Raw genomic sequence first — 16,525 nt, 5'->3', positions numbered from 1 at the left:
AAAGGCTGGGGCGAATCAAGGCGAGCAGGACCCACCACTGAGGCCAAGACAAAGAGGCTAATACGGTTTTGTACGTCGCCCATAAATTCCGCATAATACGCCGCAACTCAATGACTTTGACAAAGGATAAAACATGTCCACTTTTCATCTCTATGGCATAGGTGCCGCTCTGGTAGACACCGAAATTGAAGTGACCGATACCGACCTGAAAAACATGGGTATTGATAAAGGGGTCATGACCTTGGTCGACAGCGCCCGCCAGGATGAATTACTGGAACATCTGTCGGATCATCTCATCGCATCCAAGCGCGCCAGCGGTGGTTCAGCTGCCAACACCGTGATTGCCGCCAGTTACTTTGGTGCCAGCACCTTTTATTCCTGCAAAGTTGCCAATGACGACAACGGTCTTTTCTATCTGAACGATTTGCAGGACGCTGGCGTTGAATACCATCGCGACAATGAACTGGAAGCAGGCGTTACCGGGAAGTGCCTGGTCATGATCACACCCGATGCTGAGCGCACCATGAACACCCATCTGGGGATCAGTGAAACGGTTTCCACCAATGAGCTTCACCCGGAAGCCATTCAGAAATCCCAATACGCTTATATAGAAGGTTATCTGGTTTCTTCAGAAACCGGCAGAGCCGCCGCCATAGCCTTGCGCCAGCAGGCAGAACAGGCCAACGTCAAAACCGCATTGAGCCTGTCCGATCCTGCGATGGTGGAGTTTTTTCGCGATGGCCTGATGGAAATGATTGGCGATGGCGTGGATCTGCTGTTTTGCAACGAAGCCGAAGCAATGGGTTTCACTCAGACAGACTCAATTGAAGCGGCTGGTGAAGCCCTGAAGCAGTACACCAACGCCTTTGCCATCACCCTTGGCAGCAAAGGCGCTCTGGTGTTTGATGGCGAAAACTATATTACGATCGCCCCGCGCCCGGTCACAGCAGTTGACAGCAATGGCGCCGGCGACATGTTCGCCGGAGCCTTCCTTTACGCTATCAGCCAGGGCCACGGTTTTGAAAAAGCGGGCAAGCTCGCTTCCCATTCGGCCGCCCAGGTAGTTTCCCAATTTGGCCCACGTTTGCGTCCCGAGCAACACGCTGAATTGCTGCAACAGGCCTTTGCCTGAGTCAGCAATCATTAGCGACAAAAAAGCCGCGTTGAGAATGTCACGACTCAACGCGGCTTTTTTATGACGGCTTAACTGACGTGTTCGTTGACTGCCTGCCGTTTGCTGCCTTTAACCTTGAGCCAACAATTCTCTTAAATCGATGATGGCGGCATTGGCTCTGGATACGTAAGAAGCCATCACCAGAGAGTGATTGGCCAGCACCCCAAAACCGCCACCATTCAGAATCATCGGGCTGTAAACCGTCTCCTGAGTTGCTTCCAGCTCGCGAATAATTTGCTGCAAGCTCACCACCGCATTTTTCTTGGCCAATACCTTGGCGAAGTCGATTTCTACTGCTTTGAGAAAATGCAGAATCGCCCAGGTGCTGCCACGCGCCTCGTAAAAGACATCATCAATTTCCAGAAACGGGGTTTTAACCTCCACCTCCACGGGCGCATAGGTCGATTGCGAAGCGCGCTCTTCATTGGCCAAATCGGTATTGATCCTGCGCTGGCCAACGCTGGCACTGAGCCGCTGAGAAAGACTCCCCAAGCGGGTCTCCACCGTGCTCAACCAGTAACGCAAATTATCAGCCCGGGCAAAAAACTGGGCATTGTGGAGATTGTCATCCTGCAGGCGCAGTAGATAATCTTTATGATACTTGATGCCCTCGCGGTATTCGGACTCGGACGCGGGTATTGCCCAACTATCGTTGTCGAAATTAAAGCGTGATTCGGCAATGGCCAGAGCGGAATCTTCCGTAGACTGGGACTGAGAGCGACTGAACGCCTCACGCATGGCCTTGCTCATGTCACGAATCTGAATCAGTACGCCATACTCCCAATTGGGAATATTATCCATCCACACCCCGGGCGGCATAATATCGTTGGACAGGAATCCGCCACGTTTTTCCAGCAGGGTGGTACTGACCTCAACCAGGGTGGCAGTGGTTGCCACGCCCACCAAAGGACGCTGGGCTTCTGGCTGAACCGACATCAGTTCTTTAACGGAAAAAGGCTCAGGTTCGCTATTCCAGTAGAATCCCAGACAAACCGCCAGCAACAGGTACAACAGCACCAATGCCAGCCCCGCTTTGATAAAGGCACTGCCATCATGCAAGTCGTCATACCAATCCGCCAGACGTTCATTGATAGCCGTCAGCCACTTACTCATCGTTATTTTCCTTTATCAACATTAACACCCGCCCATCGCGATCAAGAGCCGTGTTTGGCATCCAATTGAATTATTCGGCCATCGACCGCCTGTAACTGCAAAGGTAACGCAGCCCTGCTGGCGGCGGCCTCCATGACACCGAACACCATGACATGCAATCCGCCAGGTTCAAACGTCACTCGCTGCTGTGGTGCCACTGCGATCGACTCCACGCGTCGCATGCGCATCATGCCATTATGGTGGCTGTGCTCATGAAATTCCGCTTTTTTCGCCCAATCCAGAAAAATATCCGTAAGTACCAGCGCTTCACTGGATTGATTAGACAAAGAAAAGTACAGCACCCCGACACTCTGTCCTGGAATCGGTGCCCGCCATTGAATATCCGATACAGCAATATCATCGGCCGCCTGCGCATGCAATGTTAAAGCGGCAGTCAGCACCATGATCAAATTGCGTATTAGAGACATAGAAAAACCTTTTCGTTGATATCCGTTATAAGCCGGCAGCTGCTACGGCGACTCCGGCTTACCCAGATGATAGCCCTGACCACCATCGACCCCCACCTGCATCAGGGTGCTCCACTCACCGTCGGTTTCAACGCCTTCAGCAAACAATTTCAAATCACAACTGTGGGCAATCTGCAGTAGGGATTTCACAAAGAACTGATTGTCCGGATTACTATCGATACCCTGGACAAAACAGCGATCGATTTTTAACCCTCTGAGCGGCATGCTTTGCAGATAGTGGAAGGCCGAAGCACTGGCACCAAAATGATCAAGTGACAGACCGGCGCCCGATGCCACCAGCAGTGCCGCCAACTCCCTGACGGCCGCTTCATTACTGCTCAATGCCTGCTCTGGCAGCTTCAGCAACAGCTGACTGGCAAAGGCCTGATGAGTAGCGAGAAAGTCTTTTAGCCACACCATAAAGTCGCCATCAATCACCGAACGCAGTGAGATGTTGACGCAAAAAGACTGCTCTGAATGAGCTCGATGGTATTCCGCCAGCTCTTGCAGCATCAGTTTGTCAATTTCCACCAGCAGGCCAAAGCGCTCGGCCATAGGCAAAAACACACCGGCGCTTAACAGCGCATCGCCATCGCGCAAGCGACATAACACTTCGTGATAGACAGGTTCAGGGGATTCAACCGCAAACACCGGCTGCAACTGAAAAGCAAAGCGCCGATCGGAAATCGCAGCCTGCAGCACAGAGCGCCATTCGCCGGCACTGCGCACACCGGATTCCTGCTGAACTGAAGCAAACCACTGTAGACCACTGCGCCCCTGATGCTGGGCCTGACGCAAAGCCAGATCCGCCTGCTCCAACAATTTATTGCCCAACATGACCTGCTCACTGAACGCCGCGCCAGCGTGCAGACCGAGCTCTTCAGACTCTTCGAACCAGCTGATGGCAAGCAGCTCGCTAAACACCTGCTGTAATTGTTCCTCTGCTTCGGAGCGCTCCAGAGCAGGGCAAAACACACACAAGTCAGCGCCTCCGCGGCGGGACAGAATAGCGCCTTTATTCTCTCCAAAAGCATGCTCAAGAACCCGGGCGATGTCTTTCAAACACTGATCACCAGCGCTGCGACCAAAACGATCGTTGAACGCCTGCATGCCACCCACCTGAATCAACATAAGCAGCCCCGGACTTCCGCCTTGTTCAGATTTGATAAAAGCCTCAAAGCGGGAATCAAAATCGCGCCGGTTGGATAACTGCGTTACAGGATCGAGGTAGGCTTGCCGGTGCAAACTTTCGGTCAGCTCCACCTGCTCCTGAAACATGGCCTGAATTTTTCTGACCATGCGGTTCATGGCCAGCACCATGCGTTTCAGTTCGGGGGTTTTTGGCAATTGCTCCTGAATCGGAAATTCCCGGCGACAGATGGCCTCGGCCTGATCCTCGACCTTTTTCAGAGGCCGTAGCAGATACCCCAGACCAACGCCGGCCAAGCCATAACTGAGCACCGCCGTTACCAGAAATAACCACAGCTGCTCATTAAAGGTGCGCCACAAGTCTCGGTAGGCAAAACCTGGATGAGTCACAACCAGAACTTCACCCAGCCGGAACCAGCCAGACACCACTTCAGAATGCCCGGTGGGCAATGGCAACTCGATCACATCGACAAACCACTGCGGCACCCCTTCAATCACAATCGGCTGTTCACGAACTACCGAGATCTCACCAGAGAGGCTTTTGTAACTGATTTCGCGGTAGTAACCACGGTCAAACACCACATCGATAAATGAGCCGATCTGGGCTTCGTCCTTGTCTTCGGCCACATGGGAAATGGTCAATCCCAACGAGGTTGCCGTATCTTGCGCATGCACCTGAATTTGCTCAAACACATTGCCCCGGGCATTGAATACACTGACCACCACGTTTCCCGCCATCAGGCAGACAATCAAAAACGTTATGGCCAAAATCAGCTGTCTATATAAAGTCACGGTGCTATCCCATCAATTCCTTTGAGCGAAGGCAAACATCCATCACCCGGATAAATCCAATTAGTGCCACTATAGCAAGTCAGTCTATTGGTGGCAGCAACAGTATGCGGGGGCTGGATTCAATCTTAATATCGCCACGAATACGGTAACCACTGGCAGCCTTGCGCAACTCACTGTAGATCCACCGCCCCTCGGCATCGTTGCGCGCAATAATCAACACCGACTCATCGCTTGAGGAGACCCGCCGGGCAATCTGCGCCAACAACTGTTTGACCCGATCATCACGAGCCGACAAGGCAACACTGTCGAGCTGGAACTCTGTACCCTGCGCTGAGGACTGTTGCGCCTCGGCCTGCTTCAGGGATTCCTGCAGTTCAGCAACCAGTGGATTATGACTATCCAATTTCTTGGCTTGAGCCAGAAAAGCCCGGGCCTTTGCTAATTTGTTTTTCCCCAGCGCTTCTCGCCCCAATTCCACATAGCGAATCAGGATTTGCTGCATGCCGGTCACCGCCTGTGGATGCCCCGGCTGAATCTGCTGCACAGCCAAAAATTTCTCATAGGCATTGTTGCCATGAGGCCACATCAATCGGTCCACCGCAAGGTCGCGCTCGGCCTGTTGCAACAAGGTATCAATCAAATGCTGCCGGGACAAAACCGACGGTGATGACGGTTGAGCTGGTTTCTCTGGCGCCACGGTTGTCGCGCAGGCGGACAACAGCAAAACCGCCAGCCCAATAGCGCCATTAAGATATTTTGTTTTCAATGGAAACTCTGCCCCCAGAAAGCACTCAAAGAAAAGCCTGTTGCTTGTCACAGGCTTGCGTACAATAACTCACAACAACGCCCGGCCATTAAGCCCGACATTCTGACAGATATTTCATGACAAACCACACCGCATTCACAAACCGCTCCCGACGCACTCACTGCAGCCACCCAATCCGCTACCTGTTGCTTTTGCTGCTGAGCAGCTTCAGCTTGTTGGCCACAGCGCAACTGCCGCTACAGCAAGGCTCATCCTGGGGCACGCAACTGTTTACCGATTCCGACTCAGCCAATTTGTCAGGCAGCCCTAAATTTTTACCCGTCACCGAGGCCTACCAGCTGAGCGCAGAATTTGTCGACCCGCAGCGACTGCGCATTACCTTCGAGATTGCACCCGGTTACTACCTCTACAAGCATCAGATTAAAGCCCGCTGGCAACATCATGAGAACCTGACACTTACCTTGCCAACCGGCGTCATCAAGTACGACGAAATATTCGAAAAAGAACTGGAAGTCTATTACGACCTTCTGGAATTCGAGATTGAACACCAACCTGCGTCAAGCCTGCTGAACATTGGCTCACAGGGTTGCGCCGATGCAGGTCTCTGCTACCCACCCCAGAACCAGCAACTTGAAATTGACGACGGATTGATTCAGCTCATTGCCAGCCCATTACCCTCCACCGCAGGCGCTGACACCAATCCCGCTTCATCTGCCGCCACAACCACAGCGTCCGGACTGATTACGGCCCTGCTGACCGCCCTATTAGGCGGCATCATCCTCAATCTGATGCCTTGCGTATTTCCGGTATTGTCACTCAAAACACTGAGCCTGTTGAATTCACGAGAAGCCAGCCATCAGCAACATCTGCACGGCTGGGCCTACACTCTGGGGTGCGTCGTCAGCTTCTGCCTGATTGCCGCACTGATGTTCAGCTTGCGCGAAGCCGGACAGATGATTGGCTGGGGCTTTCAACTGCAGTCCCCATGGGTGGTTGCCAGCCTCAGCTATTTGTTCGTCTTTCTCGGCGTCTTGCTGCTGGGCAATTTCAACCTCGGCGGCAACCTGAGCGGCAGCGGCCAGAGCCTAACCCAGCGCAGCGGTTATTCCGGGTCATTTTTTACCGGCGCTTTGGCAACGCTTGTTGCCAGCCCTTGCACTGCCCCCTTTATGGGAGCCGCCCTGGGCTTTGCCATCACCCAACCTCTGGCGACCGGATTACTGATCTTTGCAGCCCTGGGATTTGGCATGGCACTGCCCTTTCTGTTGCTGAGCTACTTCCCGAAGCTGGGACAAGCCCTGCCAAAACCCGGTCCCTGGATGCACACACTCAAGCAGTTCTTTGCCTTCCCCCTATTTTTTAGCGCGCTCTGGTTGCTCTGGGTTTTGGGCCAACAAAGCGGCAGCGAAGCCGTGATTGCCTTTACCGGTGGTGCTCTGGCCATTGCCATGGGGCTTTGGCTCTGGCAAAGCGAACCCAAATCAATCCTCAAGCGCATTCTGGCCACACTTTCACTGATCGCCGCTGTTACACCCTTTCAATGGCTCAACCACGGTCCGGTAACAGCAACCGCCGCCCTGGACCACAACTGGCAACCCTTTACCCAGCAACGACTCGATCAGCTGCAGCAATCAGGAACACCGGTTTTCGTCAACATGACAGCCGCCTGGTGCATCACCTGTCTGGCTAATGAAAAAGTGGCCCTCGACACACAAGCCAGTATCGCAGCCTTTGACCGGGCCGGCGTCGTTAAGCTCAAAGGCGACTGGACCAACTACAATCCTGAAATTACGCAACTGCTCAATCGCTTCGGTCGCAACGGCGTTCCCTTATACCTGCTCTACAGTGGCAAACCCGGGCAGCAGCCGCTGATCCTCCCCCAAATTTTGACCGAAAATCTAATAGAAGAAGCACTTAATCGCATTTAGACCGCAACTTGCTGAATTTTAGCCGCACCTTTAATGCAAAGTTTTGAATTTTGCATTAAAACACCACAATTAGCGGCATATTTTGCCGCGATTTTTCACTAACGTGCTAATCCAGACGCAGCGAGATTTTTATTAAGCAGCGATCTTCTGCAATCCTGTCGCCAAAATCTGCAAACTTCACAAAAAACAGAAGTTTGCTAGACTACTGATCAAATATCCTGCAAACTGTGACCAATCATTCACAGATCAAATTTGCTCATAAATCGCACACTCTCCGGAAACTGACCATCATGGCAACAATTTTGGTATTACACGGCCCAAACCTGAACCTGCTGGGCACGCGCGAGCCTGAGATCTATGGCAGCACCACTCTGGCTGACATCAATCAGCAACTGACCGACACATGTCTTGATCAGGGCCACCACCTACAGGCCATGCAGAGTAACGCCGAATACGAATTGATCGACAGAATTCACGACGCCCGTAGTGAAGGGGTCAACTTTATCATCATCAATCCGGCGGCTTTCACTCACACCAGCGTGGCCCTGCGCGATGCTCTGGCAGCAGTGGAAATCCCTTTTATTGAAGTGCATCTGTCTAACGTGCACGCACGGGAATCGTTCCGTCAGCACTCTTATTTTTCCGATATCGCCCAAGGCGTTATCTGCGGCTTCGGTCCGCAAAGTTACGAACTGGCTTTACAGGCCGCTTTCCGTCAACTGCAAAGCGAAAGCGCCTAATCAGCCAACAACCAAATCAAACACTAATGAGAGAATACTCAAATGGATATTCGCAAAATCAAAAAACTTATTGAACTGCTCGAAGAGTCTGACATCGGCGAGCTGGAGATCAAAGAAGGCGAAGAGTCTGTTCGCATCAGCCGCGGCTCAGGTGTTGCTGCTGCCGCACCACAGGTATTTGCTGCACCCGCCGCCGCTCCGGTAGCTGCACCCGCGGCAGCGCCAGCGGCTGAAGCACCAGCCGAAGATAAGAAAGAATCCGCCAGTCTCTCTGGCCATCTGATCAAGTCCCCCATGGTTGGCACCTACTATGCCGCACCAAGCCCTGGCTCCCCAGCTTTTGCCAAAGTCGGCCAGCACGTAAAAGCCGGCGATGTGGTTTGCATTGTTGAAGCCATGAAAATGATGAACCAGATCGAAGCCGACAAAGCCGGCGTGGTAGAAGCCATTCTGGTTGAAGACGGCCAGCCGGTAGAGTTTGATCAGCCTCTGATTACCATCGTCTAAACGCAGACGTCTGCAGAGGAACTCAACATGTTTGAAAAAATTCTGATTGCCAACCGCGGTGAGATTGCTCTCCGCGTGCTGCGCGCCTGTAAAGAAATGGGTATCAAGACCGTTGCCGTCCACTCGCAAGTGGATGCCGATCTGAAACACGTGCGCCTGGCCGACGAATCCGTGTGCATCGGCCCCAACCCGTCACCAGAAAGCTACCTGAACATTCCACGCATTATCAGTGCCATGGAAATCACCGACTCCGTTGCGGTACACCCAGGCTATGGCTTTCTGGCAGAGAACGCCGACTTTGCCGAACAGATTCAAAAGAGCGGCTTTACCTTTATCGGCCCCGACGCCGATGTGATTCGCCTGATGGGCGACAAGGTATCGGCGATTGAAGCCATGCGCAAAGCCGGTGTTCCAACCGTACCCGGATCCAATGGCCCACTGCCGGACGACAACGAAAAGTGCCTGCAATTTGGTCGCGACATCGGCTACCCGGTGATCATCAAAGCCGCCGCCGGAGGTGGTGGTCGCGGCATGCGCGTGGTTCACACCGAATCCGCCCTGCTGAACTCGATCCGCATCACCAAGTCCGAAGCACTGGCCGGCTTCGGCGATGACACCGTGTACATGGAGAAATTTCTGACCAACCCTCGCCACGTTGAAATTCAGGTAATCTCCGACGGTCAGGGCAATGCCGTGCATCTGGGTGATCGTGACTGCTCCCTGCAGCGACGCCACCAGAAAGTACTGGAAGAAGCCCCGGCCCCCGGCATCGATGAGGCAGCCCGCAAGGAAGTGTTCGACTCCTGCGTCCAGGCCTGCGTCGAAATTGGCTACCGCGGTGCCGGCACCTTTGAGTTTCTCTATGAGGACGGCCGCTTCTACTTTATCGAGATGAACACCCGTATTCAGGTAGAACACCCGGTGACCGAAATGATCACCGGCATTGATTTGATCAAGGAACAGATCCGCGTCTGCGCCGGCGAAAAGCTCTCCATCACTCAGGATGATGTAAACTTCCGAGGCCACGCCTTTGAGTGCCGCATCAACGCCGAAGACCCCAAAACCTTTATGCCCTGCCCGGGTAAGGTTTCTACCTATCATGCACCGGGTGGATTGGGCGTGCGCGTGGACTCGCATTTGTACAGTGGCTACACCGTACCGCCAAACTATGACTCCATGATTGCCAAGGTCATTACCCACGCCGAAACCCGCGAGGAAGCCCTGTTGCGCATGCGCAGTGCTCTGGAAGAACTGGTTGTCGACGGCATCCGTACCAACATCCCCCTGCAAAAGGAATTGGTGCGCGATCAGGGCTTTGCCCAGGGTGGCGTCAATATCCACTATCTGGAGAAAAAGCTGGGATTGCAGTAACACCACAACCCCTCACCACAAAAGGCTGCCGAGTCCAACTCCGCAGCCTTTTTTATTGCCAGGGACGGCATGTATGTCGCGGACGCAGGGATGCGTAAGAGCGACCATTGCCAGGGACGGCATATATACCTTCCAGGCACAAGTGTCGCGGACGCAGAGGTGTTAAGGACGTCGATAAACATAACCCTAAGTAAACAATACTTGCTGGCAGCCGATAGGGTTACTGGCTATATTCAGCAAAACCGCCACTCCCAGCACGCATCAAGGACACTCTTGTGACTCAGCAAGCCCTGATTAACAGCCACAGCACAGGCTCCTACATTACTTTTCGCGCCGGCGGTACTCAGTACGCCCTGCCAACCAGTCAGGTTCGCTATATTGCCGCACGTGACACCCTGAGCATTAGAGAAACGCCCAACCAGCAGGGACAAGCCAATCAATTATTTGATTACCAGGGCATCACTGTCCCCCTGTATCGCTTTAACGAGTTATCAAGCAGCCATTCTCAGTCTGATGAAAGTGCCGAACTTGTGACGCTACTATCGGCCCGCCGTCAGGACCACATCGACTGGATAGACGCTCTCGAGCACAGCCTCAAAACCGGGGAACCTTTCACTAAAGCTACCGATCCGCATAAATGTGCCTTTGGCCTCTGGTACGATCAGTACCATCCGGAAGATGAAGAACTGCAAATCATTATGGCCGCATTCGATGCTCCCCATAAACGCATCCACTCACTGGCGATCGAACTGACCGAAATGTCGCAAGCCGGCAACAAAGAGAAGGCTCTGAAAGTACTTGCCCAAGAGCGCTCATCCACTTTGAGGCAGCTTTTGAATCATTTCGAAAAAGCCACACTCAGACTGGAGGACATGGTCAAGCCGGTGGTTCTGGTTCTCGACAGCGGACAAAAAGTTTTTGCGGTCGAAGTGGAAATAATCAGCGACATCAAGCATTTTGAAGACTCTGACTGGATGCCGGATCAAGGCAGCTTCAGTGAAAGCTACTACGATGGCTTTTTTCAGAGTGAACAGGAAAGCTTTTTTCTGAACATCATCCCCTCTGCATTACTCAGCCATGCTGAGACCTTGAGTTAGAAGCCAAACCAAACCGCCAGACAATTACTGATCCATCACCAGCGCTGAGCCATAAACATCACGAAACAACTTTGGCAAACGCTTCGGTTTACCGCTCGAAATTTCAATACACACCAGCTGCCAGCGAGCACGCAATACCACCTCTCCTGTTCCCGCCCTGATAATTTGAAATCGCCGCTCCATATTCAACCGGCCATCGGATTGGGTTATCCAGGTGGCAACCAGCAACTCTTCACCCTCATAGGTGGCCGCACAGTAATCGAACTCACTGTGGCGAATGGCCATGGCTCGGTCCAATTCTTGGTATTCTTTGAGGCCCAAACCCAGTGACTGCGAATGTTGCCAGGCAACCTCCTCGCACCAGGCGACATAAGCCGCATTATTGACGTGCTCAAGCCCGTCAATCACATCCCCCGGGACATGCTTGAGGAAAGTAAAAGGACTCGGATAATCCCAGGCGTAATTCATTGGCTCCGTCTCTCTGCTAGATTCTGCGAGCCGCTTTTATACCACAATCGTCGCTCAAAGAACTTGTGTCCAGAGTGGCATACGACCGCCAAGGATGGAGGAAGTGCGGATTTTGCAGGAGCAAAAATCTGCCCGTACATCCTGACCATCGCCGCTCACGGCATCCATGCCTCCCGCGACATACATTCCATCCCTGGAAATAAAAAAACCGCCATCCCAAAAGGATGGCGGCACAAGATTGGAGCTCCGAGAGCAGAGCCCACTTGGAACGAAATACAATCAGCGGTTGAGACGATTCTCAATCAGCTGATCGACCACAGACGGATCAGCCAGAGTCGAAGTATCACCCAGGTTATCCAGCTCGTTGGCGGCAACCTTGCGCAAGATGCGACGCATGATTTTACCCGAACGGGTTTTTGGCAGGCCCGGAGCCCATTGAATCCAATCCGGTTTGGCGATGGGACCAATCTCCTGAACACACAGGCTTACCAAGGCCTTCTGCAACTCCTCAGAACCCTCAACGCCATCCATAGGGGTCACGTAACAATAGATACCCTGACCCTTGATATCATGTGGCGCACCCACAACAGCTGCTTCAGCAATTTCAGGGTGCAGCACCAGGGCACTTTCAATTTCTGCGGTACCCATGCGGTGACCGGAAACGTTCAATACGTCATCAACACGACCGGTAATCCAGTAGTAACCGTCTTCGTCACGGCGAGCACCGTCACCGGTAAAGTAATAACCGGGGTAAGTGCTGTAATAGGTGTCGACGCAACGCTGATGATCACCAAAAACACTACGGATCTGGCTCGGCCAGGACGCCTTAATGGCCAAACTGCCCTCACAGGCCCCTTCGATTTCTTTACCTTCGGCATCCAGGATCACCGGCTGCACACCAAAGAACGGCAGGGTCGCAGAACCTGGTTTCAAATCGGTTGCACCGGGCAGAGGCGTCAGCATGTGAGCGCCAGTTTCAGTCTGCCACCAGGTATCCACAATGGGGCAATTGTTATTGCCTACGACGCGGTGGTACCACTCCCAGGCTTCAGGGTTGATGGGTTCACCCACAGTACCCAACAAGCGTAAGCTGCTGCGAGAAGTACCGGTTACCAGCTCATCACCTGCGCCCATAAGAGCACGAATCGCGGTTGGTGCCGTGTAAAAAATACTGACCTGATGCTTGTCGACCACCTGCCAGAAGCGGGAGGCATCGGGGTAGGTAGGCACACCTTCAAACATCAGGGTTACGGCGCCATTGGCCAACGGACCGTAAACAATATAGCTGTGGCCTGTCACCCAACCTACATCAGCAGTACACCAGTAGATATCACCATCTTTGTAATCAAAGGTGTATTTATGGGTCATGGCAGACTGCAGCAAGTAGCCTGCCGTGGTGTGTAAAACACCTTTAGGCTTACCGGTTGAGCCGGAGGTATACAGGATAAACAGAGGATCTTCAGCCGCCATTGGCTCGGCAGCACACTCAGCGGAAGCGGCAGCCGTTGCCTCTTCATACCAGATGTCGCGCCCTTCAACCCAGGCTACATCGTTGCCAGTGCGCTTAACCACAACACAGGTATGAACATTAGGACAGGACTCCATGGCTTTATCCGCATTAACCTTCAACGGCACTACGCGGCCACCACGAACACCTTCGTCAGCGGTAATCACCACCTGACAGTCGGAATCCTCAATACGCCCCTGCAAAGCATCTGGCGAGAAACCACCAAACACAATGGAGTGCACCGCACCAATACGGGCACAGGCCAACATGGCATAGGCGGCCTCAACAATCATCGGCATGTAGATACAAACGCGATCGCCCTTCTTTACTCCCCGATCTTTCAGTACATTGGCCAGCTTGCAGACTTCAGCGTGCAGCTCACTGTAGGTAATTTTTTTGTCATCGCTGGGATCATCGCCCTCCCAGATAATGGCCGTCTGATCGCCCCGAGTCGCCAGATGGCGGTCAATACAATTGACACTGACGTTCAGCTCACCACCTTCAAACCAGTTGGCTGTACCCTTGTGAAAATCAAACTCCTGAACCTTGTTCCACGGCTTACTCCAGGTCAGAAACTCTTCGGCCTGCTGCCCCCAAAAAGCATCGGGATCTTCCACAGACTGCTTGTACATGGCGTCGTATTTCTCGCGATCAATAATCGCATCTTTGGCAAAGGCTTCAGGAACCGGGTGAACGTGAACTTCAGACATGAAAACTTCCTCGTTATTAGACTTCTGCAATGCGCAAACTTTAGTTGCGACAAATCATAGCCGATAAATAGGAAAGGAGGGAACGGGACTTTGGTAGTAGATATAGGAGGAGCCCGAAAGGGGCTGGAGGCTATTCTTCCGCTGCGAGGTACATTATGGCCATGGATTGCCTCCAGCCCCTCTCTATGAATAAGAGCAGAAGGGGGGCTTAAACAGAGATGGACAAGTTATCAATCAAACGTGCCGCACTGGTGTACATGGCTCCCAGAATCGTGATTTCGGCATCATCTACCGCGGCGGCTTCCAGGGTTTTACTGTCACAAATACTGAAATAATCGATACGGAAACCCGCTTCTTCGATTTGCTTTTTGGCCTCGGCTTCCAATAAATCAAAATCGCGGCGGCCACCTTGAATTTCATCAGCCACCCAGTTAAGACTCTTATTCAATTGATTACAGCGCGGGCGCTCATCCTCGGTGATATAACCGTTACGTGAACTCATGGCCAGACCATCGGCTTCGCGATGAATTTCACCGGCCGTAATCTGCACCGGCATACACAGATCTTCCACCATGCGACGAATCACCGCCAACTGCTGATAATCCTTTAAACCAAACACAGCCTCATCGGGTTGCACAATATTGAACAACTTGGTCACCACCGTGGTCACCCCTTCAAAGTGCCCCGGGCGACTGGCTCCACAGAGTACATCGGTCATGGTTGGGCAGATAACGCGGGTTTGTGTGTCCATGCCATTGGGGTACATTTCCCGATCATCGGGATGAAACAGATAATCACAATTAGCGTCGCGCAAACGATCACAATCGGCCTGAAAAGTACGAGGGTATTTATCCCAGTCCTCATTCAAACCAAACTGCAAACCGTTCACAAAAATGGAGCACACCACAATATCATTGGTTTCCTGAGCTTTTTTTACCAACTCAATATGGGCATCGTGGAGATTGCCCATGGTCGGCACAAAACCAATACGCTTACCCGCCATCCGCTCTTCTTTAAGCGCCTTACGCAGGGAATCAATATGATGAAAAATTTGCATGGAGACCTCCAGGCGAGACAAAAAGAGAACTCAGAGTGATATCAATAATCGCCCTGATCGTAATACTCGGGAGCGAGATTTTCGAAGCGGGTATGCTTGCCAACAAAGGCGGCTTTTACTGTGCCAATTTCACCGTTACGCTGCTTACCAATGATCAGCTCAGCCACACCTTTATCCGGGCTGTCTTCGTTGTAGTATTCATCGCGGTAGATAAACAGGATGACATCCGCATCCTGCTCAATCGCTCCGGATTCCCGCAGATCGGAATTCATCGGGCGCTTATTGGGACGCTGCTCTACACCACGATTCAGCTGTGACAAAGCAATCACCGGGCAACTGTATTCTTTCGCCAGCGCTTTTAACGAGCGGGAAATTTCAGAGATCTCCTGGGTCCGCCCCTCGCTTTTACCCGCCACCTGCATCAACTGCAAATAATCGAGCACCACCAGTGAGGGCAAGCTGTTTTTTTCAAGATCTTCCAGTGGCATTTGCGGATACTTTTGCTGCAGTGCCATCTGGTGAGTGCGCGTCACTTTTTTCACCCGAGCGCGAACATCCTGCGGCGTCAAACCCGGGGTATCATCAATAAACAAAGGTTTATCTTTGATTTTCAGCGCCGCCGTGTTGAGTTTGGGCCAATCATCCTCTTCCAGCTTGCCATCACGCAAGCGACCGGCATCAATCCGCCCCAAAGAAGATAGCATCCGGGTTACCAGCGACTCGGCCGGCATTTCCATACTGAAAATCAAGGTTGGCTTATGCTCTTCCTGAGTCATGGCTGCTTCAATAAAGTTAAGCGCCAGTGCGGTTTTACCCATGGAAGGACGCGCCGCCAGAACAATCATCTCACCGGGCTGCCAACCCGAGGTGTAACCGTCGAGCTTGTCGATACCGGTGGAGAGGCCGGTAATATCGCTCTCAGCACGAAACATTTCATCAATACGTGCCAGTGAGCCCTTGAGCAGATCATTGGCGTCGCGGAATCCACCCTCCTTGGGGCGATCCTCGGCAATCTCGGCAATGCGCTTTTCTGCCAACCCCAGCAGGGCATCGGAATCCAGACCTGCTGGCGTAAAGCTGCTGCGATTAATTTCATTGGTGGCATGAATCAACTGCCGCAGTGTGGAGCGCTCCCGCACAATATTGGCGTAGGCCACGATATTGGCGGCACTGGGCGTCTGTTGCGCCAGCTCCATCAGGTAGGCCATACCGCCCACACTGTCGAGCTGCTCATGACGATTGAGCTCTTCAGCCAGCGTCACCACATCCAGCGGTTGCTCAGCTTCAACCAACTGCACCATCATCTGAAAAATGGTCTGGTGCGTCGCGCGGTAGAAATCTTTCTCCGAAATCACCTCACCAACGGCATCAAAACGCTGGTTATCGAGCATCAAACCGCCCAGCACGGACTGCTCTGCCTCAATGGAATGGGGCATGGAATCCTTGCTTTCGCTCTCCGCATCCGGAGAGTCGAAGTAGTCTGGCTGATAATCTAATGGCGGTGTATCGGACATAAACCTGAAAACGGTTAAGTTGAATTTTTAAGGTCGACTAGTTTGCCACAAGCAACACTGTGAACATAGCCAAAGAAGGTCAAAATCAAGGCGTCACTCCAGCCTGTCATGGGCCGGGAGTTATTC

General features: G+C 52.7%; 14 protein-coding genes. 6 read left to right on the top strand and 8 right to left on the bottom strand.

All coding sequences use genetic code 11. From position 1 onward, the window contains the following. Positions 1-133 precede the first annotated feature (133 nt). Positions 134-1,132 carry an adenosine kinase gene (locus ACPXV9_RS10090; protein ID WP_423896480.1) on the top strand — a complete coding sequence of 333 codons (999 nt, stop codon included), beginning with the start codon at positions 134-136 and terminating at the stop codon, positions 1,130-1,132. A 111-nt stretch (positions 1,133-1,243) separates the two neighbouring features. Here the strand turns inward: ACPXV9_RS10090 and ACPXV9_RS10085 are convergent, their stop codons facing one another. The 4 genes from ACPXV9_RS10085 to ACPXV9_RS10070 all read right to left on the bottom strand — a co-directional run bounded on the left by ACPXV9_RS10085 (position 1,244) and on the right by ACPXV9_RS10070 (position 5,500). Further along, on the bottom strand, positions 1,244-2,287 hold the full coding sequence (locus tag ACPXV9_RS10085) for a DUF2333 family protein (protein ID WP_423896478.1): 1,044 nt from the start codon (positions 2,285-2,287) through the stop codon (positions 1,244-1,246). A gap of 41 nt (positions 2,288-2,328) precedes the next feature. Continuing rightward, positions 2,329-2,754 carry a copper chaperone PCu(A)C gene (locus ACPXV9_RS10080; RefSeq protein WP_423896476.1) on the bottom strand — a complete coding sequence of 142 codons (426 nt, stop codon included), beginning with the start codon at positions 2,752-2,754 and terminating at the stop codon, positions 2,329-2,331. Between the two features lie 42 nt (positions 2,755-2,796). Then, on the bottom strand, positions 2,797-4,734 hold the full coding sequence (locus tag ACPXV9_RS10075; protein WP_423896474.1) for a bifunctional diguanylate cyclase/phosphodiesterase: 1,938 nt from the start codon (positions 4,732-4,734) through the stop codon (positions 2,797-2,799). A gap of 79 nt (positions 4,735-4,813) precedes the next feature. After that, positions 4,814-5,500 carry a hypothetical protein gene (locus ACPXV9_RS10070; RefSeq protein ID WP_423896471.1) on the bottom strand — a complete coding sequence of 229 codons (687 nt, stop codon included), beginning with the start codon at positions 5,498-5,500 and terminating at the stop codon, positions 4,814-4,816. A gap of 116 nt (positions 5,501-5,616) precedes the next feature. Between ACPXV9_RS10070 and ACPXV9_RS10065 the strand changes: the two genes are divergently transcribed. The 5 genes from ACPXV9_RS10065 (at position 5,617) to ACPXV9_RS10045 (ending at position 11,143) form a co-directional block, all read left to right on the top strand. Beyond that, positions 5,617-7,428 (top strand): protein-disulfide reductase DsbD family protein, encoded by a 1,812-nt coding sequence (locus ACPXV9_RS10065; protein WP_423896468.1) that lies wholly within the window; start codon positions 5,617-5,619, stop codon positions 7,426-7,428. A 290-nt stretch (positions 7,429-7,718) separates the two neighbouring features. Further along, on the top strand, positions 7,719-8,168 hold the full coding sequence (gene aroQ, locus ACPXV9_RS10060; RefSeq protein WP_423896466.1) for a type II 3-dehydroquinate dehydratase: 450 nt from the start codon (positions 7,719-7,721) through the stop codon (positions 8,166-8,168). A gap of 42 nt (positions 8,169-8,210) precedes the next feature. Further along, positions 8,211-8,675: an acetyl-CoA carboxylase biotin carboxyl carrier protein gene (gene accB, locus ACPXV9_RS10055; protein ID WP_423896464.1), complete on the top strand. Its 465-nt coding sequence runs from the start codon at positions 8,211-8,213 to the stop codon at positions 8,673-8,675. A 27-nt stretch (positions 8,676-8,702) separates the two neighbouring features. Beyond that, the gene (accC, locus tag ACPXV9_RS10050; RefSeq protein ID WP_423896461.1) at positions 8,703-10,046 is read left to right on the top strand and encodes an acetyl-CoA carboxylase biotin carboxylase subunit; all 1,344 of its coding nucleotides are present in this window, start codon (positions 8,703-8,705) and stop codon (positions 10,044-10,046) included. 275 nt (positions 10,047-10,321) lie between these two features. Then, entirely contained in the window at positions 10,322-11,143 is an 822-nt protein-coding gene (locus ACPXV9_RS10045) for a CZB domain-containing protein (RefSeq protein ID WP_423896459.1), read from the top strand. 24 nt (positions 11,144-11,167) lie between these two features. Here ACPXV9_RS10045 and ACPXV9_RS10040 read toward each other — a convergent pair whose 3' ends face one another. The 4 genes from ACPXV9_RS10040 to dnaB form a co-directional block, all read right to left on the bottom strand. Further along, the gene (locus tag ACPXV9_RS10040; RefSeq protein ID WP_423896456.1) at positions 11,168-11,611 is read right to left on the bottom strand and encodes an acyl-CoA thioesterase; all 444 of its coding nucleotides are present in this window, start codon (positions 11,609-11,611) and stop codon (positions 11,168-11,170) included. A 279-nt stretch (positions 11,612-11,890) separates the two neighbouring features. Continuing rightward, the gene (gene acs / locus ACPXV9_RS10035) at positions 11,891-13,828 is read right to left on the bottom strand and encodes an acetate--CoA ligase (RefSeq protein ID WP_423896454.1); all 1,938 of its coding nucleotides are present in this window, start codon (positions 13,826-13,828) and stop codon (positions 11,891-11,893) included. Between the two features lie 208 nt (positions 13,829-14,036). After that, complete coding sequence (gene panC, locus ACPXV9_RS10030; RefSeq protein WP_423896451.1) at positions 14,037-14,885, bottom strand: pantoate--beta-alanine ligase; 849 nt, start codon at positions 14,883-14,885, stop codon at positions 14,037-14,039. A 41-nt stretch (positions 14,886-14,926) separates the two neighbouring features. Further along, entirely contained in the window at positions 14,927-16,399 is a 1,473-nt protein-coding gene (gene dnaB, locus ACPXV9_RS10025; RefSeq protein WP_423896450.1) for a replicative DNA helicase, read from the bottom strand. Positions 16,400-16,525: the final 126 nt, after the last annotated feature.

It is taken from the genome of Candidatus Pelagadaptatus aseana, from assembly GCF_040362265.1.
Lineage (GTDB): Bacteria > Pseudomonadota > Gammaproteobacteria > Pseudomonadales > Cellvibrionaceae > Pelagadaptatus > Pelagadaptatus aseana.
Note: the sequence above shows the minus strand (reverse complement) of the source record. Positions and strands in the feature narration are given on the sequence as shown.

Bases quoted from the DNA above. Each gene is read 5' to 3' on its own strand.
- ACPXV9_RS10090 (WP_423896480.1), top strand. From the start codon at position 134: ATGTCCACTTTTCATCTCTATGGCATAGGTGCCGCTCTGGTAGACACC.
- ACPXV9_RS10085 (WP_423896478.1), bottom strand. From the start codon at position 2,287: ATGAGTAAGTGGCTGACGGCTATCAATGAACGTCTGGCGGATTGGTAT.
- ACPXV9_RS10080 (WP_423896476.1), bottom strand. From the start codon at position 2,754: ATGTCTCTAATACGCAATTTGATCATGGTGCTGACTGCCGCTTTAACA.
- ACPXV9_RS10065 (WP_423896468.1), top strand. From the start codon at position 5,617: ATGACAAACCACACCGCATTCACAAACCGCTCCCGACGCACTCACTGC.
- aroQ (WP_423896466.1), top strand. From the start codon at position 7,719: ATGGCAACAATTTTGGTATTACACGGCCCAAACCTGAACCTGCTGGGC.
- accB (WP_423896464.1), top strand. From the start codon at position 8,211: ATGGATATTCGCAAAATCAAAAAACTTATTGAACTGCTCGAAGAGTCT.
- accC (WP_423896461.1), top strand. From the start codon at position 8,703: ATGTTTGAAAAAATTCTGATTGCCAACCGCGGTGAGATTGCTCTCCGC.
- ACPXV9_RS10040 (WP_423896456.1), bottom strand. From the start codon at position 11,611: ATGAATTACGCCTGGGATTATCCGAGTCCTTTTACTTTCCTCAAGCAT.
- acs (WP_423896454.1), bottom strand. From the start codon at position 13,828: ATGTCTGAAGTTCACGTTCACCCGGTTCCTGAAGCCTTTGCCAAAGAT.
- panC (WP_423896451.1), bottom strand. From the start codon at position 14,885: ATGCAAATTTTTCATCATATTGATTCCCTGCGTAAGGCGCTTAAAGAA.
- dnaB (WP_423896450.1), bottom strand. From the start codon at position 16,399: ATGTCCGATACACCGCCATTAGATTATCAGCCAGACTACTTCGACTCT.